Source organism: Bacillus sp. MMSF_3328 (genome assembly GCF_030733525.1).
GTDB lineage: Bacteria > Bacillota > Bacilli > Bacillales > Cytobacillaceae > Bacillus_AB > Bacillus_AB infantis.
Genome location: NZ_JASHIV010000012.1, coordinates 103,062 through 128,777 on the forward strand (window position 1 = coordinate 103,062; position 25,716 = coordinate 128,777).

At 45.7% G+C, this 25,716-nt stretch carries 28 protein-coding genes and 1 tRNA gene; 6 read left to right on the top strand and 23 right to left on the bottom strand.

Translation table 11 applies throughout. The features are described 5' to 3' along the window. Nucleotides 1-169: 169 nt before the first annotated feature. The 6 genes from RBB45_RS18080 to RBB45_RS18105 form a co-directional block, all read right to left on the bottom strand. Nucleotides 170-370: a hypothetical protein gene (locus RBB45_RS18080; protein ID WP_035402699.1), complete on the bottom strand. Its 201-nt coding sequence runs from the start codon at nt 368-370 to the stop codon at nt 170-172. A 139-nt stretch (nt 371-509) separates the two neighbouring features. Further along, nucleotides 510-644, bottom strand: a complete 135-nt coding sequence (locus RBB45_RS18085; protein WP_009794199.1) for a YjcZ family sporulation protein — start codon at nt 642-644, stop codon at nt 510-512. Between the two features lie 37 nt (nt 645-681). Continuing rightward, nucleotides 682-795: a YjcZ family sporulation protein gene (locus RBB45_RS18090; protein ID WP_009794198.1), complete on the bottom strand. Its 114-nt coding sequence runs from the start codon at nt 793-795 to the stop codon at nt 682-684. Between the two features lie 218 nt (nt 796-1,013). After that, complete coding sequence (locus RBB45_RS18095; RefSeq protein ID WP_009794197.1) at nt 1,014-2,561, bottom strand: flotillin lipid rafts scaffold protein FloT; 1,548 nt, start codon at nt 2,559-2,561, stop codon at nt 1,014-1,016. A gap of 15 nt (nt 2,562-2,576) precedes the next feature. Beyond that, nucleotides 2,577-3,101, bottom strand: a complete 525-nt coding sequence (locus tag RBB45_RS18100; RefSeq protein ID WP_009794196.1) for an NfeD family membrane protein — start codon at nt 3,099-3,101, stop codon at nt 2,577-2,579. A 232-nt stretch (nt 3,102-3,333) separates the two neighbouring features. Further along, nucleotides 3,334-3,705, bottom strand: coding sequence for a hypothetical protein (locus tag RBB45_RS18105; RefSeq protein WP_022543629.1), 372 nt, complete (start codon nt 3,703-3,705; stop codon nt 3,334-3,336). Between the two features lie 316 nt (nt 3,706-4,021). Between RBB45_RS18105 and RBB45_RS18110 the strand changes: the two genes are divergently transcribed. Together RBB45_RS18110 and RBB45_RS18115 are read left to right on the top strand one after the other, a co-directional pair. After that, nucleotides 4,022-4,315: a hypothetical protein gene (locus RBB45_RS18110; protein WP_009794193.1), complete on the top strand. Its 294-nt coding sequence runs from the start codon at nt 4,022-4,024 to the stop codon at nt 4,313-4,315. A gap of 89 nt (nt 4,316-4,404) precedes the next feature. Continuing rightward, nucleotides 4,405-5,223 (top strand): glycerophosphodiester phosphodiesterase, encoded by an 819-nt coding sequence (locus RBB45_RS18115; protein ID WP_009794192.1) that lies wholly within the window; start codon nt 4,405-4,407, stop codon nt 5,221-5,223. 42 nt (nt 5,224-5,265) lie between these two features. On the opposite strand, the gene RBB45_RS18120 is transcribed toward RBB45_RS18115, so the two are convergent. The 8 genes from RBB45_RS18120 to RBB45_RS18155 all read right to left on the bottom strand — a co-directional run bounded on the left by RBB45_RS18120 (nt 5,266) and on the right by RBB45_RS18155 (nt 14,763). Next, nucleotides 5,266-6,000 (bottom strand): protein-glutamine gamma-glutamyltransferase, encoded by a 735-nt coding sequence (locus RBB45_RS18120; protein WP_094768303.1) that lies wholly within the window; start codon nt 5,998-6,000, stop codon nt 5,266-5,268. A gap of 127 nt (nt 6,001-6,127) precedes the next feature. Further along, entirely contained in the window at nt 6,128-8,752 is a 2,625-nt protein-coding gene (gene cphA / locus RBB45_RS18125; RefSeq protein ID WP_094768196.1) for a cyanophycin synthetase, read from the bottom strand. After that, the gene (locus RBB45_RS18130; RefSeq protein WP_306010059.1) at nt 8,749-9,669 is read right to left on the bottom strand and encodes a cyanophycinase; all 921 of its coding nucleotides are present in this window, start codon (nt 9,667-9,669) and stop codon (nt 8,749-8,751) included. Before RBB45_RS18130 ends, cphA begins: the two co-directional genes overlap by 4 nt. 91 nt (nt 9,670-9,760) lie before the next feature. Beyond that, on the bottom strand, nt 9,761-10,759 hold the full coding sequence (locus tag RBB45_RS18135; RefSeq protein WP_306010060.1) for a DUF3231 family protein: 999 nt from the start codon (nt 10,757-10,759) through the stop codon (nt 9,761-9,763). A 110-nt stretch (nt 10,760-10,869) separates the two neighbouring features. Next, the gene (locus RBB45_RS18140) at nt 10,870-11,028 is read right to left on the bottom strand and encodes a hypothetical protein (RefSeq protein ID WP_165352508.1); all 159 of its coding nucleotides are present in this window, start codon (nt 11,026-11,028) and stop codon (nt 10,870-10,872) included. Nucleotides 11,029-11,217: 189 nt separating this feature from the next. After that, entirely contained in the window at nt 11,218-12,303 is a 1,086-nt protein-coding gene (locus tag RBB45_RS18145) for a Ger(x)C family spore germination protein (protein ID WP_009794185.1), read from the bottom strand. Next, nucleotides 12,300-13,400 carry an SLC5/6 family protein gene (locus RBB45_RS18150; RefSeq protein WP_306010061.1) on the bottom strand — a complete coding sequence of 367 codons (1,101 nt, stop codon included), beginning with the start codon at nt 13,398-13,400 and terminating at the stop codon, nt 12,300-12,302. Before RBB45_RS18150 ends, RBB45_RS18145 begins: the two co-directional genes overlap by 4 nt. Before the next feature lie 16 nt (nt 13,401-13,416). Beyond that, the gene (locus RBB45_RS18155; protein WP_306010062.1) at nt 13,417-14,763 is read right to left on the bottom strand and encodes a spore germination protein; all 1,347 of its coding nucleotides are present in this window, start codon (nt 14,761-14,763) and stop codon (nt 13,417-13,419) included. Nucleotides 14,764-14,907: 144 nt separating this feature from the next. Here RBB45_RS18155 and RBB45_RS18160 point away from each other — a divergent pair. The 4 genes from RBB45_RS18160 (at nt 14,908) to RBB45_RS18175 (ending at nt 16,001) form a co-directional block, all read left to right on the top strand. After that, nucleotides 14,908-14,981, top strand: a tRNA-Arg gene (locus RBB45_RS18160). A 201-nt stretch (nt 14,982-15,182) separates the two neighbouring features. Beyond that, the gene (locus RBB45_RS18165; RefSeq protein WP_022543627.1) at nt 15,183-15,302 is read left to right on the top strand and encodes a hypothetical protein; all 120 of its coding nucleotides are present in this window, start codon (nt 15,183-15,185) and stop codon (nt 15,300-15,302) included. A 23-nt stretch (nt 15,303-15,325) separates the two neighbouring features. Further along, a complete protein-coding gene (locus tag RBB45_RS18170) occupies nt 15,326-15,586 on the top strand; it encodes a hypothetical protein (protein ID WP_009794180.1) in 261 nt (86 codons plus the stop codon). Further along, nucleotides 15,579-16,001: a pyridoxamine 5'-phosphate oxidase family protein gene (locus tag RBB45_RS18175; protein WP_306010063.1), complete on the top strand. Its 423-nt coding sequence runs from the start codon at nt 15,579-15,581 to the stop codon at nt 15,999-16,001. The genes RBB45_RS18170 and RBB45_RS18175 overlap by 8 nt, the downstream gene beginning before the upstream one ends. A 46-nt stretch (nt 16,002-16,047) precedes the next feature. Here RBB45_RS18175 and RBB45_RS18180 read toward each other — a convergent pair whose 3' ends face one another. The 9 genes from RBB45_RS18180 to RBB45_RS18220 form a co-directional block, all read right to left on the bottom strand. Continuing rightward, the gene (locus tag RBB45_RS18180; protein WP_306010064.1) at nt 16,048-16,623 is read right to left on the bottom strand and encodes an HAD-IA family hydrolase; all 576 of its coding nucleotides are present in this window, start codon (nt 16,621-16,623) and stop codon (nt 16,048-16,050) included. Further along, the gene (locus tag RBB45_RS18185; protein WP_306010065.1) at nt 16,623-18,644 is read right to left on the bottom strand and encodes a putative bifunctional diguanylate cyclase/phosphodiesterase; all 2,022 of its coding nucleotides are present in this window, start codon (nt 18,642-18,644) and stop codon (nt 16,623-16,625) included. The genes RBB45_RS18180 and RBB45_RS18185 overlap by 1 nt, the downstream gene beginning before the upstream one ends. A gap of 158 nt (nt 18,645-18,802) precedes the next feature. Continuing rightward, nucleotides 18,803-19,144, bottom strand: a complete 342-nt coding sequence (locus RBB45_RS18190) for an Mpo1-like protein (RefSeq protein ID WP_009794176.1) — start codon at nt 19,142-19,144, stop codon at nt 18,803-18,805. A 4-nt stretch (nt 19,145-19,148) separates the two neighbouring features. Beyond that, nucleotides 19,149-19,964, bottom strand: a complete 816-nt coding sequence (locus tag RBB45_RS18195; protein ID WP_306010066.1) for a serine hydrolase — start codon at nt 19,962-19,964, stop codon at nt 19,149-19,151. Beyond that, nucleotides 19,961-20,965 (bottom strand): ABC transporter ATP-binding protein, encoded by a 1,005-nt coding sequence (locus RBB45_RS18200; RefSeq protein ID WP_306010071.1) that lies wholly within the window; start codon nt 20,963-20,965, stop codon nt 19,961-19,963. The genes RBB45_RS18195 and RBB45_RS18200 overlap by 4 nt, the downstream gene beginning before the upstream one ends. A 2-nt stretch (nt 20,966-20,967) precedes the next feature. Next, the gene (locus tag RBB45_RS18205) at nt 20,968-21,897 is read right to left on the bottom strand and encodes a C40 family peptidase (RefSeq protein WP_306010067.1); all 930 of its coding nucleotides are present in this window, start codon (nt 21,895-21,897) and stop codon (nt 20,968-20,970) included. Continuing rightward, nucleotides 21,881-22,990, bottom strand: coding sequence for a mandelate racemase/muconate lactonizing enzyme family protein (locus RBB45_RS18210; protein WP_009794172.1), 1,110 nt, complete (start codon nt 22,988-22,990; stop codon nt 21,881-21,883). Before RBB45_RS18210 ends, RBB45_RS18205 begins: the two co-directional genes overlap by 17 nt. A 12-nt stretch (nt 22,991-23,002) precedes the next feature. Then, nucleotides 23,003-23,923: a S66 peptidase family protein gene (locus tag RBB45_RS18215; RefSeq protein WP_306010068.1), complete on the bottom strand. Its 921-nt coding sequence runs from the start codon at nt 23,921-23,923 to the stop codon at nt 23,003-23,005. 76 nt (nt 23,924-23,999) lie between these two features. After that, nucleotides 24,000-25,631, bottom strand: a complete 1,632-nt coding sequence (locus RBB45_RS18220; RefSeq protein ID WP_306010069.1) for a peptide ABC transporter substrate-binding protein — start codon at nt 25,629-25,631, stop codon at nt 24,000-24,002. Nucleotides 25,632-25,716: the final 85 nt, after the last annotated feature.

Sequence of the window (25,716 nt, forward strand, 5' to 3'; positions counted from 1 at the left end):
TATAGGAAATTCGTTTATACTCCGATTATAGAGGTTCTTTAACAGCCAATCAAGATTTGTCATTAAATCATTTGCATGTGGCATTTCCGCCAAGTTCCCTCCATTTCTGGCCCGGAAGGATTTCTTCTCTGTACATAGAAAAAAGCCTTCTCAAATGAAGGCTCCCCGCTCAATCTATCCGTTTATGCTTATTCAGCAGCTCTTTGAACATATTCAGTACAACGATCCTATCCTCTTTATCAAAAGAAGCAATCCACTTTGATACAATGCCGTTTTCCTTTGGGTTAAGCTCCCGCTGAAGCCCGCTTTCCAGAAGGCCGTGAATCTCATCGAGCGTGTATGCCCTGTCCTCAGTCTGATGCTCCATCATTCTCTCCTCCATTTACTGTTTTTGTTTACATTCCCTTTAGGCAGGGGGATAAAACACTTAAATGTATGTGGAGGGGACTTGTACAGAACCCGGTATACAAAAGGAGAGACAGGATGCCCTGTCCCCCCCTTTCACTTTATTACCATTTAAAGCAGGCTGCACCAACGATGATCAGAAGGATGAATAGTACAACAATCAGCGCAAACCCGCCGCCGTAGCCGCCGCCTCCGTAGCCGCAGCCGCCATAGCCGCCGTATCCGTATCCGTATGCCATTGGAAGATCTCCTCCTTTTATTCTTTGTCAGTACCGTTTAGTAGCCGTAGCCGCCTCCGCCATAACCCCAAGAAGCACCGATGATAATCAATAAAATGAACAATACTACCAGCAGGGCAAAACCTCCGCCGTATCCGCATCCGTCTGACATTTGTAAAACCTCCTTTAGTTGATTCAATATATCCTATTCAGCAATGAGCTATTGTGCGAATAGACTAACGCACAATTTTTAGGTCATTTCCTCAGAGGCAAACAAACAGGGAGGCAGAAACAGCCAATAAAAAAACTGGCGGCATTAGTCACCAAAGCCGGCAATTGAAAAAAATTAAAATGAAAGGCGCAGGAATCGCTCTTCCTGCGCCTGAAACCTTATGGTGTGCTGATGGTCCCTTTTTCCCCTTCTTTCTTCTGGGCCGCCTCCTTCAGCTCATATGTGAGTTCATCCAGGCTCTGGCGTACATTATGCTTGCCTGAGAGGTTTTCGAGCAGTTCTTTCACATCGATGCCTGAAGAAGCTTTCAGCGTTTCCTGCATGGTGCTCATTAGATTTGTTGCATAGCCAGCAACCCTGTTGGCCCCGCTGCTTTTGCCATCGCCGCCTGTATCGACGACCGTGATTTTATCAATATTGGATAACGGGCTCGCAACCTGTTTGGCATATTCAGGAAGCATTTTGAGGACCATATCGAGAACTGCAGCCTCTCCGAATTGCTCAAACGCCTCAGCAATTTTCCGCTTTGCCTCTCCTTCTGCAAGTCCTTTCAGGCGGATAATTTCGGCTTCAGATTCCCCTTGGGCCCTTAAGGCATCCGCCTTGGCAAGGCCGTCAACCCTGACCCGCTCGGCTTCTGCCTTTGCTTGCGATTCAATGCGGTACTGATTGGCATCAGCTGCTGTAATCTGTTTACGCTTCTCTGCTTCTGCAGCCTGCTCCACAGCATAACGGTCTGCATCTGCCTTCTTTTTAACCTCGGAATCGTATTGCTTTTCACGCCTCAGGATTTCTTTTTCCTCCAGCTCGATCTGTTTCTGCCTTTCAATGATCCTGATCTGCATTTCATGCTCAGTAACTTCCTGTTTGGCCCTGGCTGTTTCCAGATCATAAGCCTGGTCGGCACGTGCCTTGGCGATATCCTGATCCCTGCGGTAATCTGCCATTTTCATCTTATTTTCCTTTTCGGCCTCAGCTATCTCGGTTGCCCTCTCCAGCTCTGCCTTTTTGGCGTCTTTATCAGCTTCTGCCTTTTTGATCCTCGTTTCTTTATCGGCTTCGGCTGTTGCAATATCCGCATCCCTTTTGACCTGAGCAATTCTTGGCTTGCCCAAAGAATCCAGATAGCCGTTTTTGTCCCTTACATCTTTGATCGTCAACGAAACGATCACAAGGCCCATCTTAGCCAGATCCTGGGAGGCTACTCTTTGGACCTCCTGGGAGAATTTATCTCTGTTTTTGTAAATTTCTTCGACAGTCATTGAACCAAGGATGGAACGCAGGTGTCCTTCGAGCACTTCCTTTGCCTCGTTCTCCCTGTCTTCCTTTGATTTTCCAAGGAACTGTTCTGCTGCAGTGGCGATCTCGCTGATGGAGCCGCCTATTTTAATGATGGCAGTGCCATCGGCCATCACTGGAACACCTTGTTCGGTGTATACCTCTGGCGTTGATACCTCAAGCTTGCTTGAAAGCAGGCTCAATGGCTCTGCCTGCTGAAATACCGGAAGGACGAAGGTCCCTCCTCCCCTGATGATCTTAATTTTATTGCCGGACTCATCCACGTGGACCCGCTTGTTTCCAAGATAGCTGCCTGTCACGATCAGAGCCTCGTCAGGTCCTGCCGTCTTATACTTAGTAACAAATACACCGAGCAGAGCAATTAAAAGAAAAGCTGCAACACCAACTACCACCCAAATCATTGCCATTCTGTTCCCTCCTGTTTATAATCCTTCAAGCCTGACAACCTGAAGGACATTTTCATTAACTTCTATAATGAGTACTTCCTGGCCTTCTTCAATCGGCCCTCCTTTAAAACTCTGGGCTGACTTGGCAATCCTCCCGCTGACACTTTCAATCAGCACTTCACCGAAACCGTCATCAGGTATCGGGATAATGACCTTCCCAACCCTGCCTCTTAAGGATTCATCTGTATAGACAAGTGATTCTTCCGCTTGGGATAAAGGGATCAGCACAAAAAGATATAAAACGGCATCCAAAACGAAAGCGATTGCCGCCGAGATGGCTATGATGAAGATGCTGTCCATCCCGGTTGTATATTCCATCAGGAAGCCGGCTGCCGAAAAAATCGTCATAAAAGCAAAAATCAGTATGGGGTCCAGGAAAGGGCTGATATCACCGGCTCCCTCCAAAACATCTCCGAACAAAATATATAAAACTATTATTCCGCCTGAAAAACACAAAATGTACAAGTATAGAGTCTGGATCGGCAACCCGAAGATCTCCATATCAATATCAAACCTCCCTCCCGCTTCTCGCACACAACATACAACGGCCTAAAAACTTAGCACAATTATAGATGATTTGCTTTTCCTCCCCCTCTGACTATCCAACTGGAAGCTTCTGTATTATTTACGAATGGGCATGGCAAAAGTTTCAATTTTCTCAAAATTACCCATAAAAAAAAGCATGGTTTCCCATGCTATCATGCAGCAAGCTCATAAGCTCCGTTGCCTTTAGTTAGCTGGCAGGACTATGCTGGCTGGTTTCTTTTATATTTTCAAATGAAAATTGATATATAACATTTTCTTCAACAGGAATTTCCAGCCATCTTCTGACCCCATATTTCGTCATCATTTCTTTGTATGATGGCCTGCAGTTTTCCAGGAGTGCCACTTTCAATGTTTCAAATCCATCTGAGTGCAGGACAGCCTCTTCAATCTGTCTCCTGATTTCAGCGGCAGTGGGTTCATCTGATTTTTTCAGCGGCAGTGTAACGACCAGAACATCATTCAGAACTTTTTCTTCCAGCGTCAGCTTAGAAGCAGAAAGCTTCTTGAAATACCTGCTCAGTTTCCATATATTAATTCCATCTACGGTTTCCCAAATCATAATTCTTCCTCCGGCTAATCTGATTGGATCCATTTAAAAATTATGTAATCCTGCTCCGTACCTACCATATCATACTATCAGCTAAAACAGAAATAGACTAATCTACCAAAATTGATTCCATTCCCTATAGCTGTGCCTGGTTCAAACTGAGGCAGAGTAGTCAATCCGGCCTAAGATCCCACATCAGGCGGCCGCCCGGCAGACAGCCTTTTTTTGTCATCGGCCCTGCCGCTGCTGCATACGCTAGTAAAGGCTTTACTTAGAATCAATTTACTCGCTTGGCAAGCATTATATTTTAGCGGAGGTTGCAGATACCATGAGATCAGACCGATATACCGGCAGGCGGACAATCAGATGGAAGATTCCTTTCCTCATCCTGTTGACGGCTGCAGCAGTTCTTCTGATTTTCTACTATTCTACCAGTCTTATTAAGATAGAATCACCGAAAAAAGATCTGGGTCAAAAGGTAGTCATTGAACTGCCTGCAGGCAAGAATATTTACACTTATGAAAAACTGCTGATCAAAGAAAATGGAAAGCTTTACTATAAAGGTGAACGAAACGAAATAGATTTGACTGGCGGCAGGATCATATATGAAGATTGGGATTAAGTTTTCATTTGCCGAAACAGGAGCAGTTCATTATGATAGATTGTCAGGGTAAAAGAAAACAGGAGGTTACAATTCCCCAGTAAAAGGAGATGAAAAGCTTGGGCAGCTACCGGAATGGATTAACACTGCTTTTAGCCAGGCTGAAAGTCCATCGAAAAGTACAGGAGGCACATGGCAGCCTGCCAGCAAAGCTCAAAATCGGACACCGTGGAGCGGCAGGATCCAGGCCGGAAAATACCTTCTCATCATTTGACTATGCGCTTCAAATGGGAGCAGATTTTCTTGAATTTGATGTCCAGCGGACCAAGGACGGTAGACTTGCGGTTATTCATGATTCGACTGTCGACCGGACAACAGACGGCAAGGGAAAAGTTTCTTCCCTGACATGGAAAGAGCTGAGAAGCCTGGATGCGGGCAGCTGGCATTCAACGGAATATGCGGGGGAAATCATCCCGTCATTCACTGAAATGCTGGACAAATATGCCGGTAAAGCCGGGCTCCTGATTGAACTGAAGAAGCCGGCCCTTTACCCGGGTATAGAAGAACAGATTGCAGAAGAGCTAAAGAGCCGGGAGCTGGACAAGGGCCCTGGATCCCGCATTATCATCCAATCTTTTGACAGGAGCTCAATGAAAAAGATTCGTAGCCTGCTCCCTTCCATCCCGGTCGGGATTCTCCTGAATTACAAAACGAAAAGGATGACCGCAAGGGAGCTTGAACAGATTGCAAAGTATGCCTGCTATATAAATCCAAAGCATACTATCGCAAGCAGACAGCTTCTGGACCGGATACATCAAAAAGGGATGAAGGCCATTATCTGGACCATCAGAACAGAAAAAGAAGCAGGAAAAGCATTGAAGCTTCCTGCTGACGGCATCGTAACAGATTTTATCGAGCTCCTTGATTGACTGAAGTGCACTCGATGCCTGATTTTAAGGCAAACTCCCTGCCTAAAACCCCTGGATCCTTTTAGCAAATTGAAATAAATAACGGAAATTGATCCTGCTATGCTGGGAGATAAGGAATGCTGATCTGGTGGCATTTGGTTTCCTGAGTGTATTGAGGGCAGCAACCATTTCCTGCTCTGACTTGATGCCAATTCCATGCCCAAAATAAGCATCATTGCCCAGATAGACCGCATTCTCCCCCGTCCAGACCGGATGCCGGAAATCGGGATTATAAAAATAGACAATGTCGCCTGGAATAAAGTTTGATCCTATTTTTGTAACAATGCCCAGATCTCTGTCATAATTCCAATCCCATACGAGCAGATTTTGGAACAGCTGATTGAAGTAGCGGACAGAAATAGACTCAAGCACTGCCTTGTATAAGATAAGCACGATGGCCGTTGAACATTCAAAAGCATATTTGCTGCCATTGGAAAAAACATCGTTGACCGCTTCAGAAGGGCGGACGTCCGGCCTTAAGGCATATCCCGCCCTTGTTTTTATCCAATATGCCGGATTGAAGAATGAGTCTTGAAAGGCGGCAAATACAGCGCCGCTTTCACTCAGCTTCCTCGAGTAGTACAGGATCTTTTCCCTCGTTTCCAGCTCAAACAATAGCTCACCGGCATTTGAATAATAAAATGTCTCCGGGCTTCTATCTAAAGCTTGCCATATAGCCCTTTGGGTTTCTGGCAGCATATCGGCGGACAGGCCTGGAAATACGGGCAGCTGTATCATAGAAAACTCCTTTCCAAGTACGGCTTCCCTATACCTTATGGCAGAGTGCTCTTTAAAATGCCCTGAGTTTTGGCCTCTTTCCGCAGAAAAGCCTGCCATCTTTAAGATGGCAGGCCACTCTGTCCTGTCAATCCCCCTGCAGGGCTTGTTCATGTTTCTTAAGATCTTCAATAAAAGAGGACGCCACCTCAAAGTCTTCATATAAAAACAGGAGTGTATCTCCCTCCTGGGACAATGACCAGGCTTTCTGGTAAGCTTCCAGTTCATCAGGGTGTACGAACACTGACTGGCTGTCAATAACCGTGGAAGCAGCTGCTTTCAAAAGAGAGGCAGTTTCAAGGGGCAGTCTTCCTCTCAGGTCTTTATCTTCCTTTATGATGATTAAATCTGAATATCCCGCTGAAATTTCTGCCATCCTGGCAATATCGGAATCCGACCGGTCTCCCGGGGCTGAAAGGATGGTAATCAGCCTTTTGTTTTTTGTATCTGCGGCCGTACCAAAAACAGCAGACAGCCCTGCAGCATTATGGGCATAATCAATGATGATTTCCCGCCCTTGAACAAGGAAAGCATTGAACCTTCCACGGGAATTCCTGGAGTCAGGTGTAAACGATAAAGCCTTTTCCTTGAGTGTTTCAAGACTTACTCCTTGCGCAGCCGCCGCAGCCAGTGCCTGAAGCAGATTGGCTATATTGTGCTTCGCCCTGCCATTGATTGTAACAGGTACATCAGCAGCAGGCAGGAATTCCGCTTTGATGCCTGCTTCCGCGTATACAATCTGTCCCATGCTGTCCAGATACCAAAGAGGCTCGCCCTTCTCCAGAGCCCTTTGGGAACCCTCGCTCTCTTCATTCAGTGATGTATAAATGACTTTCCCTTTCGTGTAAGACGCCATTTTTAAAGTCTCCGGATCATCGGCATTCAAGATGCAATAGCCCCCTTCAATGACTACTTCCGGTATAAGCCTCTTTAATTTTACCAGCTGGGCGAAATCCTCAATCCCATCAAGTCCGAGGTGATCTTCAGAAACATTGGTGACAATGCCTATATCACAATGGCGGAAGGCAAGCCCTTCTCTAAGGATTCCTCCCCTGGCAGACTCAAGCACCGCTATATCGACTTTAGGATGGCTTAATATCTTCCTTGCCGAAATCGGCCCTGAGCAGTCCCCTGTATCGATGCACTGTTCACCGACATAGACGCCATCTGAGCTGGTAAGGCCGACAGTCGTACCTTCCTTTTCGATGAAATGCTTGACGAGCCTTGAGGTTGTGGTTTTCCCGTTCGTTCCTGTTACAGCGATTACCGGGATCGCTGCTTCTTCCCTGCTGGAAAACAAATAGTCAACAATGTCAGCACCGGCGTTTCTGCTCTTTCCTTTTCCAGGGTAAAGATGCATCCGGATCCCAGGGGCAGCATTGACCTCCAGTACACAGGTATCACGCGGATCCAATGGCTTTGCGATATCCTGTGAAATGATATCGACTCCGGCGACATCAAGGCCAATCGAAGCTGCAGCCGCTTCAGCCATTTTCCTGACGGATGGATGTACTTCATCGGTAACATCGATCGCCTGTCCTCCGGTGGAAAGGTTTGCATTTCCTGCTACCGGCAGAACCCTTCCTTTTTCAAGTACATAGCTCTTATTCAAATCCATTTTTTCAAGGAAGCAGTCCAGCGCCTCAGCCATTGGAATTTTGGTCATAGGCTTTTCATGGCCGTTTCCTCTCAGCGGATTTTCATTCTCTTTATCGATCAGCTGCTGAATCGTATCTTTGCCGTTTCCGATGATAAAAGGAGGCACTCTTAAACTTGCAGCCCGCAATTGGTTGTCAACTACAAAGAGGCGGTAGTCGCTTCCTTCATAATGCCTTTCAACAATATACGGCTTGTCTTCCTCATTGAGGCATTTCTGCACAGCATTCAGCTCATCCCAGCTGCTGATGCCTGTTGCCACACCCTGCCCCTGCCTTCCATGAAGGGGCTTGATTACAAGCGGGAAGCCGACCCTCACTGCAGCTTCAGTTATCCCTTCCAATGTTTCGGCCACTTCCCCTTCTGGTACAGGAATGCCGGTTCCACGAAGCATTTCCTTGGTCATTTCCTTATCACAGGAGGCCTCGACAGCCAAATAAGAGGTCTGGCTCGTAATGGTTGCCTGTACATATTTTTGTTTAGAGCCTGTCCCAAGCCTTAGGAAGCTGTTTTTCCCCACACGTTCAACAGGAATTTTACGTGCTGCAGCGGCCAGATAAATCGACTCTGTGCTCGGGCCAAGCTTATTCTTGTAAAATAAGTCGGCGATCTTCTCAACATAGTGTTTTACCGAAAAGCCTTCCTCGCCCCTGAGGATTTTTTCAGCAATCTCTTTTGCTGACTGAAAGGCGTACAAACCTGATTCCGGCTCTTTGTATTCAAAGGCAATAAAATAGATGCCCTTTTTCCCGCTTGTGATTGTTTTTCCATACTTCACTTCGATGCCTGCCAGGGACTGAAGCTCAAGGGCTATATGCTCCAGTACATGGCCCATCCATGTCCCCTCGCGGAGGCGCTCTGCAAAAGCGCCTTTGTATCCCCTTGAGCAGGTATGCTCCCCGAGTGACGGAATGGCCTCCAGCAGAATGTCAGCGAAAAAGGGAAGCTTATTGGTGGGCTGGAACTCCAGCTCTTCGAGATCGATTTCCACCCACATCATCGGTTTATAGCTGAAATAATTAGGACCCTGCAAATATCGTATGCGCTTTACGTTCATCTTTGTCCCTCTTCCCCATTAAGAAGTAATTTTCTATTGCCCAAATCAAATCTGTATCCGCCGGTCAAAGTGTGCAGCTTAAAATCAGACAGCGTCAGTTCCTCGCTTCCGTTGCTTGAAACAGCGGAATTGACGAACTCCCCTTCCTTTCCATCAAAGACGAACACCTGATGCTCGCCGAAGACTTCAAACTGTCCATTTCTGACGAGGATGGCCGTATTTTCATCAATGCCTATCCCCATCAAATCTGTGTTTTCCGCAATGGCTCCCAAAAGCCTGCCAAACCGGGCCCTTTGGGAGAAGTGCTGATCGATGACCAGGTTTTGGAGAAAACCGAAGCCTTCTCCCAATTCTACCTGCAGGACATCATCTGCCGCTTTTGTCTGGGACGACACGATCATAACTTTCCCCATAATGGAGGCGCCTGCACTCGTCCCGGCGATGGGCATCCCCTTTTTCCAGCTGTTATGTAATGCTTCGTATACCTTTGAACCAAGAATCAGTTCTGCCAGCCTGCCCTGGTCGCCGCCAGTGATAAAAACAGCTGCAAGGCTCTCTATCCTCCGGGCAATTTCCTCCGATTCCGCGTCAGCCCGCGAAGAGATGTCAAGGCAGATCACTTCACCCGCTCCAAGCCTGTTCAGAACCTCTATATATTCACGGCTCACTTCATCAGGGATCCGGGATGCAGTAGGCAGGACCCCGATCGGGCCTGTCCTTGCAGCCGAAATCTCCACAAATTTCTTCAGAATCTCAACTTCATTGCACTTCTCTTCGTTGCCTCCAATGATCAATAAATCCCCAGTCTGCATTCTTTCACCTTTTCCCGTCATGTTTTTGAAGTGATAATGATTTTTAAGACCCTTCTTTGATCCCTGCCTGAACCTCACCCTTCCAGTTTTTTCATTAAATCCCAAGCTTCTATACCCCTGTACGAACCTATATGAAACCGCATCCATTAAAATTTTACAAAATAAAAAAACAGCCCTTTGCAGGGGCCATTTTCATTCAGATCAATGTATTGCGGTCTTCCATCTGCGGCGGCTCTTCCATCCATCCATTCTTGGCCATGATTCTTCCTCCATCATGTCCATATGTATAGATATCCTTGGCCAGGGCTGCCATTTTCAAAGGCAGGTCATTTCGGAGACTAAAGGCAGTTCCTATCGCATTGCTTCCAAGTCCAAAGCTGCACAAAAGGCTGGTGCAATACAGCATGAGCTTATCAGTGAAAGGGCCTTCAGTCGAAGAGGTCGGATACCCTGCCGAAGTGGATGGGACCTGTATATCGCTATCTGTCAGCTTCTGCCCAAATTCAACAATGATTTTCTGGGAGAGGTCTTTTCCTTTATTGAAGTAATCCCTCACTTCCTGCTTCTTTGCAGTCTGTGCAAATCCAGTGATCATTTGCATCCCTGTCACATTGCTCTCAATGGCATGATATAGATGCGCGACTTCAACTGTGTTCAGGGATCTTTTGTTGCCAAAAAGGTCGTTTCCCTTCATATACCCAGTTCCCTCGGCCATTTCGACATCCTTGGGCATAGTAACGGAAGGCGGACGCGGCAGCAGACCCTTCTTGAGCAGGAACTGCGTAAAGTGCTGATAAAATTCCTGTGTAATCTGTGAAAGATTTCTGTATAAGGTGATGATATCCTCTCTGTACGCCATGCTGAGATGGAGCGTATGCAGCCCCATGCTGATTTCCTTCATCAGCCTCAAAAAATGAATATCAAAATAAGGCTGATACAGAACCGGGGCATCGGGATTGACATCCTGAGAGGTAAAACCTTTAGGGACGACTGCACCATCTTCTTCAAAAATACGCTCAATCCTTTCTTTATAAGGGGTTACCTGAACCAATAAAGACTGCAGCAGTTCCTTTCCTTCCGGATCCCCGGCATTTTTAATAAAATACGGCAGCATATGAATTATCATTGACTTTTGCTGATATGTCATCCATAAAGTACCTAATTCAGAAGATGAGATTGCCGGCTTGTTTCCCATGAGACCACTCCTTTTATATTGCCTGCATAATAGAATATCGTCTCCAAAAGTCTTTCATGGGATTCACCTTCAAAAAATAAAAGCTGCCTCCGCGGGGCAGCCTGTTTGCCTTATTCAGATTCTTCCTCAGTGCCTTCTTCGGTTTCTGTATCTGCATCTTCATTCTGCTCTGTGTCTGTTTCAGTATCTTCATCTTCTGTACCGCTGCATCCTGTAACTGCCATTGATAGTGTTAGAGCAGCAAACAGCATCAAAAACCATTTTTTCATCTTTTATTCCTCCTCTTTTTTAATGAACCGGTTACAAGCTTATCTTACAAAATTAAAAAAGAAAGAAAATAGGATTTGCAGGTTTTTTACCTCTCTTAACCATTTCTTATCCTCGCCTTATAAAATTTACCAAATTTTTAAGAAAAGACTCCTGCCATAGCCCCTTTACTTGCGCCCGAACATGCCAAACTATTCAATGATCCCCGTACCCATGATTTTCGAATCTGCTTTTACTTTAATGTCGATATCAGGATAAATTTCATTCCATCTTTCCCACTCATCCTTCTCAACATGGCTGGCTCTGTAAGCAAGCCCAAACCCCATAGGATCTAGAGACTTCTCCTGAAACTTTTTCAGCAAGTCTTTCACTATCCGTTCAATCTCCTTCTCAAGAAGCTGATTATAAACCTCAAGCTCCTTCTCCGATAGATCGCTTCTTGACTCTTCGATCGTACCTTTAACTGAAATGCCTACTTCCACGGCAGCTTCATTTCCAGATTCAGCAATCTTTATATCAGATTTATAATTGTCGATGGAAACCACGAAAAATTTATCCTTCTCTTTAACAGTAATCTGCTGTTTTTCAAATTCGTGCTTGAGGGCATTAAAAGTTTTTGTCTCGTTCTTTGAAAGCCTTAGTACACGTTTATGATTCATAAATATATCAGCCTGGTTGATTTCAAGGAGGCCGTTTTTCACTTTGACCACCGGGAGCACCGGGCTGATCCCCTTGCTCTTGCTTTCCCTGTAAAACTGGAACAAATACTTGGAAATGGTATAAGGAGACTCAGAACCCTGCAGATCAAAGGAGAGAAAAAGTGTATTGGATGCCAGCCTTTCAGAAGGGGGCTTAATTTTCATCACCTCTTCAGCAGTCGGCTTGCCAATCGCTATCCAGGCTATTTTCTGAATGTCCCTTCTTCTGTAGAACCAATCCATTTCCCTTTTGATGCTGGCATCTGTCAATTGGTCACCAAGCAGGATCACCTTCAGATGCCCAAAGTCAAGTTCCTTATCGACTCTTGATTTGATGATTCTTATCGCCTCTGATATCGTTTCAGAAGTTTCTGTTACAACCACAAAGCGGCTGTCATCCGACCTTGTGTCTGCCGTGGGGATGGCAAGCTTCAATGATACTTTGATCAGATCCCCTCCTTCCTCGGACTTATCTATTCCCATTGTCACAACAAAAAACCGATTATCTATATCCTTGAATCCGCAGCCTCCAACAAACACTAAGAGGACGAAAACAGCCGGCAGCAGCCATTTCTTCATTTGTTTTTCCTCCAGGAGAGCAATATAAACAGGACAACCATAATGTACTCGCTCGGCATGCGGATGTTCATCCACCATATTGTAAAGACAGACATATTCTCTTCATTGACAAGAAAAACGCCAATAAAAAACAATGCAGCAAACAGCATCAGTGGAAAATTTGTTAAAAGTGCACCCAGTTTAGTTTTATTCTTATGCATTTTAAGCAGGAAGACACTTTTAACCAGTGCCTGGGCTACATGCCAGTGAACCACAACATTCATCAGCGAGATTCCTATGTAGATCAGGATGAAAATGTAGAATGCCCTTTCAACAAAGGCTAGCTCCATTCTGACTGCATCAGCACTCGACAGCCAGGGATATTCCAGATCGCCCACTCCTTCAAACCCAAAAGTGCCAATTGGAACGAAGTACGTGGTTGCAAGCACTGCTGCTCCTGCAGGCAGGGTCAGCAGAATGAAGCGCGGCTTTACCTTCCCCTTCATGACTACATTGAAGATGACTAAATTTGCGTATCCGGAAAAGACATATGTTGCAGCAGATACTGACTTCCAGGTCGGCATTTGCCACAGGTGTGTCGCTGCCTCTTTAATGTCCAGCCAGCTCAGCGATCCGCTGAGATAAATTTTAACAAGAAGCAGCACAGCAAGCGGCCCGTTCAGAATGAGGATGATTTCCAGGAGGTACAGCACCTTTTCTGGCTTAGAAGAAGCCGCCCATACAACAAAAAACAGAAAGAAAAGCGCTATCTGCCATTTCTCCATGTCAGGATTGATAAATCTTTCTGTAATGTCTGTAAAAGCGTAAAGTGTGATCAGGCCAGATGCCAGCCAAATGACGGCCAGATATAGGATAAGCGGCTTCCCTGCCCAGCCGGGGATGAAAGAGTTCTTCAGAATCTGCGGCAGACTTTTTCCTTCAAATCTGCCCATTGCCCTTGAAAAGAAATAAGCTCCGATCACGCCAAGAGGCAAAGCAGCCGCCATGGACATCACCGCTCCGCCAGTACGTTCCTCAATCAGCATCTTTGGAACAAAAACGATGATATTGGCAAGCATATTTAACAAAATCAGATAATAAAAATAACGGCTAGTCATTCGGACCTCCTCGCTTCTACTGTTTGCTGCCTTCGCCAAAAAACATTTTCAGATACGGCTTTCCGAAGCTGTCCAATCGTACGAGAAATAGAAGCAGGCCCATCAGGCCAATCACCAGGCCAATCATGCCAGTCATGGCAGCCAAAAGAAGGATGACATATTTCATTACCCTCATCGAGAAGCTCATTTCATTGATTGGAATCACAAAATTGGAAATGGCCACAGCTGAGACGATGATGATCATGATGTTGGACACCAGCCCTGCCTCCGTTGCAGCCTGTCCCAGAATCAATCCTCCAACCGTCGTCGCTGTCGAGCCGATCGATTTAGGGAGCCTGATGGATGCTTCTGTCAGCAGCTCCATCATAATCAGCATGAACAGCACCTCCAGATAGGAGGGATAAGGGACTGATGACCGGCTCCCCGCAATTCCCAGTGCAAGCTGGACCTGGAAGACTTCAGGATTATAAGAAGTAATGGCCACGTAAAGTCCAGGGAGCAGCAGACTTATAAACAGGCCCAGATACCGCAGGGTGATCAGAAATCTAGAAACCCAATATGGCTGATACAGGTCTTCCATAGAGCTCATAAAGTCGAAAAAAACGGCCGGCAGAATCAGGCCGAAAGGAGATCCTTCAATAAGGATGACTATCTTTCCCTGTGCAAGATTAAGGGCTATGCGATCAGTCCTCTCAGTGATCATGAACACAGGAAAGAGCGTTTTTTCCCGCGGCGTCAGCATTCTATGGATTTCCCCTGCTGACTGGACGATTTTCTGTGAAGCTTTGATGCTTTCTATTTTATCTTTTACCCCCTGCAGGATGTCTGCCTCAATCTTTTCCTTGTCATAGAGAAGCAGAAGGCCCAGCCCGGAAACAGAGCCTATTTCATTTTCTTCCACCGTCAGGCTTGTCTTATGATAGCGGTGGCGGATGATATTTAGATTTGTACCCAGGTCTTCGCTCAATGCAGTCTGTGGTCCCTGGATGGTTGTTTCGACTGTTGCGTCCTTGACTCCCTGGCTTATATATTTCTTTAGCTGCAGAACATAAAAAGTTTCCCTGAATAAGAGGATCGCCGAGCCCCTCATCAAATCCTTCAGAGCCTGCCCTCCGTCCTCAAGCTCACTGATACCGGACAGTGAACAAATATATTTTTTATATCCTGTTTCATCCTCCAGCTGGAAAAAAGGCTTTACAAGCTGCTCCTGGATTTTGTCAGTATCGCATATACTTTTTATATAAAATAAATAGACAGAAAAACTCGCCCCTTTTAGCTCCTGAACGGCTGTATCTGATGCATGGCCAGCCTTCTCCTTTAAAAAATGGAGGAGCTCTTCCCTTTTATTGCCGCCCTTGAACATCTCTTCACCAACTTACTTAAGAAATATCCACTATTGTCCCACTGCAAGGAAAATTCATGCAGAAAAAGCCTTTCAAAAAAAAACAGGATTTTTTTTCGATCATTATTGACCAACAGAGAAAAAGGTTATATAATAAATAACGTTGTCCCAGTAGCTCAGCAGGATAGAGCAACAGTTTCCTAAACTGTAGGTCGGGAGTTCGAATCTCTTCTGGGACGTATATAGTGAAAATGCCCGCTGCATATGCAGCGGGCATTTTTTATTGCTACTGAAAAAAAATCAGCCTGTTCGTTCTGAGGAAATATATCATTTTGCACCCCTCCCCCTCCCGTCAGCTGCACATTGAAATTCTCCTCCCGGTTTTTCACTTCTGAAAAAGGGTAATGTACTATTACACAATCATCAAGGAGGTTATATTCATGGCTGAAACAAATAAACACCAGGACAATGACTCAATTGAACAGGAAAAGAAGAAAGAACACAACAAAGATATCGAACCGCAAAGAGAAGGATCCAAAACAGAAAAGAACCAAAAATAATCTCGTATAAGAGGTGATTTCGCATGGCAGGCGAAAAAGACGGAAAATACGAACAGCAGGATATGGACAACCCTGAACAATTTAAAACCGACAAAGAAAGCATCTACGATAAATTCAAGGAAGAGCAGAATGTTGATACCATTCCTCTTGAGGACTTAAAGCAGGAGCAGCACGAGGAGAAGATGGGGAGGAACACGAAAGATAATTCCTCCAGTGAAGAAAAGTATAATGCAGACTTCGAAACGATTGATAAAGATAAAATAGGAGGGGATTCTTATGACTAATAATGATGTGAAAGAAAAAGTGCTTAAAATCTTGGAAGATAATAAAATAGGAACGCTTGCGACTGTAAAAAACAATAAGCCGCATACACGCTATATGACATTTTTCAATGATGAGCTGAAGCTTTATACTGCAACAAGCAAAGAGACCGATAAAACGGAAGAAATTGAAGAAAATCCGAATGTGCATATACTTATCGGATATGATGGCGAAGGGCTGGGAGATGCTTATCTCGAGATCGAAGGAAGGGCCTCTGTAAATGCTTCTGAAGAGCTTAAGGAAAAGGTCTGGAATGATCATTTAAAGCCATGGTTTGACGGTCCGAATGACCCGAATTATATCGTCCTCGAAATACTGCCGACAGACGTCAGGGTAATGAACAGCAAAGACAGCTCTTTTGAAACTCTAGAATTATAATCTAATGAAATAGAAAGCAGGCAGCTATGCTGCCTGCTTTCTGTTTTCATTTAAATGCTTCCCATCCAATAACAGTCTCAAAATCTTCATAACGCGGCAAATAATAATCCGCGCCAGGTGTAGTATTCTGGAAAAGGCAGGTCCTGATGCCCAGCTCCTTCGCCGGAAGAATATCGAGTTCCCTGTCACCGATGGCAAGATCAATGCTGTTTTTGCCATGCAGATATTCATAAGAAGCTTTATGCGGCTTCCTGGGATATCCATCATCTCCGGCGACAAGATCGGCAAATAAAGAGGACATATTGTGATGCTCCAGGATGGCCAGCACATCCTCCCTCTCTTTATGTGTCATGATGACATTGTACCCGGCCCTTTTCAGCACATCCTTCACTCCTGGAAATGGCTGAAGATCCTGCGGCTTCAGACTTCTTGCCATCTTTCTTATATAGGAAATCTGCTCTTCCTTCAGGTTGTAATGGGTAAAGGCATGGGTAAAAGAAATCTTTAATTGAGACAGGATCTCTTCATGTTCTGCCTCTTCTCCCAGCACATCCTTCAGAATCCGTGTATAAGCGGGATATGTATCAAAAAGTGTACCGTCAAAGTCCCATAGAATATTCATTACTGCTCCTTTCCGGCTATTGCTTTGCTGCCGGCATTGATTATATTCATAATCTGCTCAATCGGCTTTGGCCTGGAGAAGTAGAAGCCCTGCGCCTCATCACATCCGATTTCCATCAGGAATGACAGCTGCTCCGGGGTTTCAACGCCCTCGGCAGTGATTTGCATGCCAAGATGCTTGCCCATCGATACAATGGAAGCGACCAAAGCTTTATTATGTTCATCACTTTCCATCTGCTGAATAAAGGTTTTGTCTATTTTAAGCCGCTGGATCTGCAGCTCCTGGAGGTTGCTCAGCGAATTATATCCTGTCCCGAAATCATCGACGCTCAGCATCAGCCCAAGGTCAAGCAGCTGCATAAAAGCATCCCCTGCCGAATAGGCATCATTCATGGCCACCCTTTCTGTTATTTCAAGCTCAAGGAACTTCGGATCCAGGCCGGTTTCGCTTAAGATGCCCGAGACAGTTTCCACAATATCTTTTTGCAGGAGCTGCTTGATCGAGAAATTCACAGAAATGATATATTTCCTGCCATATTTTTCGTTAATAGCGGAAATTTCTCTGCACGCCTGCCGCAGGACCCAGCTCCCTATCTCGGATATGGAGCCTGATTCCTCAGCTATCGGGATAAATTCAGCCGGGGGAATAAAGCCGATTGAAGGATGCTTCCATCTCAGAAGCGCTTCAAATCCATTCACTGATTGATCGGATACTCTGATCTTCGGCTGAAAGTGTACCTCCAATTCATCCCGCACCAGTGCATGCTTTAAATCTTCTTTTAACGTCATCTTGCGGATGATGCTCTCATCCAGCTCAAGCGTAAAGATAAAATATGTATTTCTCCCTTTATCTTTGGAATTGTACATAGCTATATCCGCCTTTTTCATGATGTCATTAACATCTTTCCCATGCGTTGGATATAAGGCTATCCCGATGCTTGTTGTAATCACGATCTCGTGTTCAAGAATCTGGACAGGCTCTACAACCTTTTCAATCAGATCTGCTGAAAAATCATCCAGCTGCAGATTTTCCTTAACTGGCTTCAAAATGATGAACTCATCACCGCCAAGCCTGCCCACAATATCCTCGCTGCCACAATTCTCTTTCAGCCTGGATGCAATTTTTTTGAGCAGATCATCACCGATATTATGGCCGAGAAGATCATTGACATGCTTGAAATGATCCAGATCGATAAAAACAACCGCAAACTGGATATCCTCTGCCATCCACTCCTCAATCGACTGCATGACCTTTCTCCTGTTTGGAAGCCCCGTCAATGTATCGTGATAGGCAAGGTGATTAAGGTGTTTATTGCTTTCAACCAATTCCTGTTCTTTCCGGTTATACTGCTTCTCCCCGTAAACTGTCGTCACACCGAGGAGCAGCAGGATGGAGAGCACTTCTGTAAAAAATAAGCTGTTATCCCCGCTGCTGTTCAAACTCCTGATAATCTCAATGGTGCTCCCTACAAATGTATAAGCTAGCAGCAGCGCCCCAAAGGAGAGAAACCAGAAAGGCACTTTTTGCTTATTGAATACTTTATCAATATAAATCTGCTGCACAAACCGGAAGCATAGGAACAATGAAATAATGAAGAATAAGCTGGCAATGAGAATATGCTCAGTGCTGACAACTAATGAAGGATTTATTTTTCTGACAAAATAAACATCTATGCCAATTGTCAATCCAACAAAGAAAACACACAGCACCAGATTCTTGAGCGACATTTCCCGGTCATCTTTAACTCCAGCAAATTGAAAAAGAACCATATAAACAGCGAACTGGCACAGAAAAATCGCCAGGCTATTCAGTGTGAATGCATCTGCAGGTTCGATAAATCCGTAAATGCTTAATAAGGTCATCAGTTGCAGCCATACATAAAAGGAGCTGGATAGCGGAAGAAGCAATGTCTGGGAGTACTTTTGTTTTTGATAGATATATCTGCTTCCCAGGAAAACGGAAGAAAAAAAGATAAAAGCCAGCAGCACCATGGCGGCCGCAGAAATAATGTAGCTATTCACAATGATGTCCACCTGTCCTAGTCTATTATTATCAGGAAAAAATTACTATATACCTATGATTATATTACTATCCCTCCCCTTATAGTGTCAAAAACCAGTATGCGGAGTACTGAGAATGAAAGAAGCATCCCAGCGGCTGAGGATGCTTTTCTGACAGTCTATTTTTCTGCTGAATATTGTTCAGGCAGATTGTCGATTTCCCTTGAAAGACGTCCAGTTAAAATATAGAAATACATTTGGAAGTCAGCCCGAAGCGACCAGAGTGGATGTCCAAAAGTTGCCGGCTTATTTCCTTCAATAAAGAAATGGGAGAACCAGGCAAACCCATAAGCAATGACCGGCGCCAGAATGATAAACCAGACATTTAAATAAATGATGGCAAGAGCAATACAGATATATACAAAAGTAGTGCCGATGAAATGCCATGTCCTAGTGGATTTTTTGCTGTGCTGCGAAAGGTAAAAAGGCCAGAACTCATTATAATTCTTAAACTCTTTCATAAATTCACCTCATTTCTGTTTCCGGAAGGCAAAGAAACTCAGATAACCGGCTCCCAATCAGCCTGATTGCATGGCTTCCTTCTTCCGGGCTTGAGAGACCGTCGATCAGGACGGCAGCATATAAAACATCCCGGCCTGAAGCAAAGATGGCGCAATCATGCTCTATTCCAGGCAGCTCCCCGGTTTTATTGGCAATCTTCAGCTCCTTGCATGCAAGGGCCGGCAGCTTTTCTCTGAATTGCTGCGCTTCCATTATATCGAGCATCTTGCTGCGGTTCTTTTCGGAAAATAATTCACCATCTTTTATTGCTCTCAGGCATTTAACCATATCCGCGGCAGTGGTAAAATTGTCAATACCTTTTGCTGCGGCTTCAGGGTCCATCATTTTTCTGCCCAGTACAGTTGTTTGAAGACCCAGTCCATGCATTCTATCATTAATATTTTTCTTGCCCAGCAATTTTATCAGCAGATTGGCAGCTGTATTGTCTGAGACTATAATCATCAAGGTTATACAGTCCAGAATGCTTAGGGAAGCTGTTACTGAAAGAGATTGAATGATACCGGCCCCTCCGGCCTTTTCAATCCCGCCAATACGCACCTGCTCATTGAGATCCAGGACGCCCTCCTCTGCCTGAAAGAAAGCTTCCATCATGATCGGGATTTTGATGAGGCTGGCTGCAGGATATTTCCGCCCGCTGTTCATATGGATTGCCCTCTCACCGTACTCTACTGCCAGACTGGCATTACCCGGACATTGTCTGAGGATATCAGCCAGCCTCTTTTCAAGTTGATTGATATTTTCAGAGAGCAGCCCGGTCATTTAGATGCTGCCTGAGAGCTGTCATGATTTCCCGTCAGATTGGGATCGTATAAATGGCAGGCAACAAACCTTGATTTCTCCGCTTCCTGCCAGACAGGCGTCTTTTCTGCACAAATATCCATGCTGTGAGGGCATCTGGTCCGGAACACACAGCCGCTTGGAGGGTCGATCGGGCTTGGCAGCTCGCCTTGGAGGATGATTCTTTCCCTTTGATCCTCAACATCCGGATCAGGGATCGGAATGGCTGAAAGCAAAGCCCGTGTATATGGATGAAGCGGATTACGGTACAATTCCTTACTGGTTGTGAGCTCCATCATATGCCCCAGGTACATGACGCCGATCCGGTCGCTTATCTGCTTGACCATTGACAGGTCATGGGCGATGAATAAGTATGTCAGCCCTTTTTCCTTCTGAAGCTTTTTGAGCAGGTTCACCACCTGGGCCTGGACCGAAACGTCCAGTGCTGATATCGGTTCATCCGCTATAATGAATTCAGGCTCCAGGGCGAGGGCCCTCGCAATGCCGATCCTCTGTCTCTGTCCCCCGCTGAATTCATGCGGATACCGCCCGGCATGCTCTCTATTAAGTCCGACATCCTCCAGAAGCTGATAGATTTTTTCCATTCGCTCCTGTTTATTCCGGAATAAGCCATGGACTTCCATCGGCTCGGCAATGATTTCACTTACTGTTGATCTGGGATTGAGTGAAGCATAGGGATCCTGGAAAATCATCTGCATCTGCTTGTGGAAAGAGAAGCGCTCCCTGTTTGTCATGCTGTGGACATTTTTTCCATTGAAGATGACTTCCCCATCTGTACTATCGTAAAGCCCGATAATCGTCCTGCCGGCAGTCGATTTTCCGCATCCTGATTCACCGACAATTCCGAGGGTTTCTCCCTTTTTTATATTAAAGGAAATGCCGTCAACTGCTTTTAACACCTCTCCTTTTCCAAGCGTAAAATGTTTTTTGAGATTCTTTACCTCAAGTATGCTGTCCGGCATCGTCAATCTTCCCCCTCCTGCCAATAACGGCGTGCTGCGCATAGTTCCTTTTCATAGATGGTGTCTTTAAGCGGGATAATTTCGATCGTTTTGCCTGTATTCGGCGAATGGAGCAATTTTCCGTTTCCATAGAAGATTCCCACATGATGGATGCTGCCCCTGCCTTCCTGGTAAGCAAAAAACAGCAGGTCGCCCGGCTGGATCTCAGCAAGGTCCACTTTCTTGCCACTTTGTGCCTGATCATGGGCATCCCTTGGGATGATATAGCCGTTTGCCCTGCACATATTATAGCTGAATCCAGAGCAGTCATAACCCCAGCTGCTCATCCCTCCCCAAAGGTAAGGCAAGCCAAGGAAGCGCTCACCTTCGGAAACGATTCCCGCTCCATTCCCCTTCCTCCTTGCTTCCAAAGAAGGATGAAGGATAACATCCTCCTGCCGAAGAAGTCCGTACCCTTCAGGGATTCTTACTTTAAGCCACTCATCAGATTTCTCAACAGCAGGAAGGACAGTTTCAAAGCTAAGTTCCATTAAAGGCTTCTCTTCCTCTGAATACAAAACAGCTTTTTTCGAACTGATAGATGCAACAGGGCCTTTTTTGATATTCCATTCATTCAGTTTCATCAGCTGGCTTTTTGGCATCCAGCCAGGATAGCCTCTTTCATTTTTTCCTGAAGGCTGGCTAAGGATTATGACGCTCGCCCAAGGTCCCTCTTCTTCCAGCAGGATAACCTCCTGGCCAAACAGTGCCTGGGTCTGGATTCTGTTTTCATTGCAAAGCGCGAGGCTAGTTTCATATGTCAGGCCAGCCAGCCATCCCTCTATATCCGGCCAGCTGGAAATTGCTTTTCCATCTATTTTCCTGGCAGATTCAGGTGAGGTCCAAACTGTCGCCACCGGTACATTTACCAGCCATTTATGCTGAATTCCCACTTGAAATTCCTCCTTCTGAATACACTTGCCTGATGCCAAGCCCTGCCGCATCAGGGAAAGTGATTTTCCTTCCGCTGTAGCTGATGCCGCCTTCTACCATATCTTTGGCCAGCATAAGGGGGGCATCAAAATCAAAGCGGGTGATATTTTTTTTGCTTGCAGCAAAATGGGCAGCGGCACTGATGCCTATTTTTGTTTCAATCATGCTTCCCACCATGCATTCGACACCGCAGGTTTCAGCCAGCTGGTTGATGGCCTGCGCCTGGAAAATTCCCCCTGCCTTCATTAATTTGATATTGATCAGATCAGCACTCCTTGTACATAGCACCTGGAGCGCCTGCTTCGGGCTGAAGACACTTTCATCTGCCATGATGAGAGTTTCAACGGAATCGGTCACTTGTTTAAGCCCTTCGATATCGTCTGCGGGAACCGGCTGTTCGACCAGCTCAATGTCGAGTAGGCTGTCTTCCATTTTCCTGATGGCCCTGACTGCATCCTTTGCCTGCCATCCCTGATTCGCATCAAGCCTGATTTTCACCTTGTTGCCGACACGCCTTCTGATTTCCTTTATTCGGCTGATGTCTGTCATGATATCATCTTTTCCGACCTTAACCTTCAGTACATTGAATCCCTGATCTATATAGGAAGCAGCATCATCGCCCATTTCTTCGGGATTATTCACACTCACTGTATAGTCAGTCTCGATTTCATTTTTCGCGCCGCCAAGGAATTGATACAGCGGCAGCCTGCAATGCTTGGAAAGGCAGTCATATAGAGCCATATCCACCGCAGCTTTTGCACTTGAATTCCCGACCATCAATGTCTTTATTGCCTGGAAAATAGTTTCATAGTTCAGAAGGCTTTTACCGACAAGATATGGCTTGAACACATGGTGGATGGCCGATTCGATGCTCATGAGGCTGTCCCCGGTGATGACGACTGTAGGAGGAGCTTCTCCCCAGCCTTCAATGCCGTTGTCGCATGTGATTTTAATGACCACAGATTCCGCTGTAGTCACAGTCCTTAAGGCAGTCTTAAACGGCTTGATCAATGGGATGGCAACCCTGAAGGTCTCAATTCGCTCAATATTCATCCTTGCACCTCTTTAGCGTACGCCGCTTTCGACATACAATTGTTTTTCCGCTGTATCCAGCACCGCATCCGCTCCGAGCGGAACAGAGAAGTGAGGCGAGCAATGTCCGACCTTAAATCCTTTCATGGCCGGCCTGCCCGCTTTAATCAGATAGTAATCAATAACTTCATCAAGAGATAAGCTGAGCTCGCGCTGCGGTTCACATTTGTTAAAGTCCCCCACGACAATGCCTGCTGCTTCAGATAATTTGCCTGCCATCAGCAGCTGATTCAGCATCCGGTCGACTGAGCGCGGTTCTTCATTGATATCCTCGATCAGCAGCAGCTTCCCTTTCATATCAATCTCAAAAGAAGTTCCAAGCGTACTTGCGATCAAGCATAGATTGCCTCCAGTCAGGGGACCTTCTGCTCTTCCTTCCACTACTGCTGTCAAAGGTGAAATCTCTTCAGTGTATAAGGAATCTGCAGGCTTGAAAAGCTGGCTGAAATATTGTTTGGACAATGGGTGGACGTCCTCCTTCCCGATATCGGAAGCAAGCATCGGACCGTGAAAGGTAATAAGCCCGGTTTTCTGCCTTACGCTCGTGTGAAGGAAGGTGATATCACTGTAGCCCCAGAATATTTTGGGATTTGCCTTAATAAGGCCATAATCCAGGTCACCTGCAATTCTGGCAGTTCCGTATCCCCCGCCTGCACAAAAGACCGCTTTAATCTCTTTGTCTTCGAACATATCATGCAGATCCTCGAGCCTCTCTTTGTCTGTGCCAGCCAGGTAGCCATTTAGTTTCCTGACAGATTTCCCTTCTCTGACTTCCAATCCCAGCTCTTTAAGAAAATTAATGCCCCTATCAAGGCTTTTGAGGTCAGGCGGGCTGGCCGGTGAAACTACACCGACAGCATCCCCTTTTTTCAAATGTCCCGGCTTTATTTTCATATCATATGCCCCTTTCCATATGCGCTGCCGTTTGCCAGTTAAAAAGGGATGTTCAGCAGAACACCCCTTTTCAATGCTATTCTTTGTCAGCCCATTTTAATTCCAGATATCCGACTGGGTGGCGGACGATACCTGATACAGCTTCATTTTGGAGATATACCTGGTTATAGAAATGCAGTGAGAAAATAGGCGACTCATTATAAAGGATTTTTTCTGCTTCGTACATCATGTCATAGCGTTTCGCTTCATCAGCTTCATTTTTTGCGGATTGAATCAGCATATCGAAATCCGCATTGCTCCAGCCGGTCCGGTTCATCGAGTGGCCGGTCTGGAAGTTCTCAAGGAAGTTGATCGGGTCAGCATAATCAGCCAGGAAAGAGCTTCTGGAAAGCTGCAGGTTCAGCGCCTTCTGTTCAGTCGCGAACACGTTTGCTTCCATATTTGCAAGCTTTACATCGACCCCAAGATTTTCTTTAAGCATCTGCTGAAGGGCTTCTGCAATTTTTTTATGCACATCATTCGTGCTGTATGTCAGAGTCACTTCAGGAAGCTCGCTGTAGCCTTCCTCTTCCATTCCCTTCTTCAGCAGCTCTTTTGCCTGTGCGGCATCAGTTTTGACCAGGTCCCCGTTCACTTCGCGGAAATCATTCCCGGACGGATCCTTAAAGCCTGGAGGAACAAATCCATAAGCAGGCTGCTCCTGATTCTTGGTTACAAATTCAACGATTTGCTCCTGATCCACCGCCATTGCAAAAGCTTTTCTGATGTTCACGTTCTGGAATGGCTCCTTATTCACATTGAAGCGGTAGAAATATTGGCCGGCCTGATCTTCAACCTGGACCTTGCCTTCTTCAAAGAGCTGCTCGCTAAGGTCTGCCGGTACATCTGAAGTGTCCAGCTCCCCTTTTTGATACATCTGGTATTCGGTATTCGTGTCATTCACCATCGCCCAGTGCACTTTATCCAGTTTGACATTTTCCGCATCCCAATACTCTTCATTTTTCTCCATGACCATATTTGTGTCATGCTCCCATTCTGTCAGCTTGAACGGGCCATTTCCTACAAAGGTGTCAGCTTCTGCAAACCATTCCGGATTTTCAGTCGCTGTTTTTTCGTTGACCGGGAAAAATGCCGGATTGGCGATGATGTTTAAAAAGTAAGCCTGCGGGCTAGTCAAAGTCACTTCGAATGTTTTATCATCGACAGCTTTTACGTTCACTTCATCAGCCGATCCTTCACCAGTATTATAGGCTTCGCCGCCTTCAATGAAATAGCCGAGGAAAGCTGCCGGCGAACCTGTATTCGGATCAAGCAGGCGTTTCCAGGCAAAAACAAAATCCCCTGCTGTGACATCATCCCCGTTAGACCATTTTGCATTATCACGTATATGGAATGTGTATGTCTTGCCATCTTCAGAAACATCCCACTTCTCTGCCGCGGCAGGTTCTGCTTCATGCTCCTTGCCGAGCCTTGTCAGGCCTTCCATGATATTATTCAGCGAGTTCCAGGAAACGGCATCAAAACCGATTGGAGGGTCAAAGGATGTTGGTTCTACACCATTATTTAAGTAAAGCACCTTTTCACTTCCGCTATCCCCACTATCTTTGCCCTCATCTGAAGGTTCGCTTCCTGTATCCGAATTGGCTGTACAGGCTGCCATGACGAATACAAGCGACATTGCCAGAAACAACATGAAAAATTTTTTCATTTTTCTCCCCCTCATTCTATTTTCATCTATCAATGCAGTTTCTTGAAAACCTGCATCTGGATAATTCCGCCGGGGTTCCGGGCAA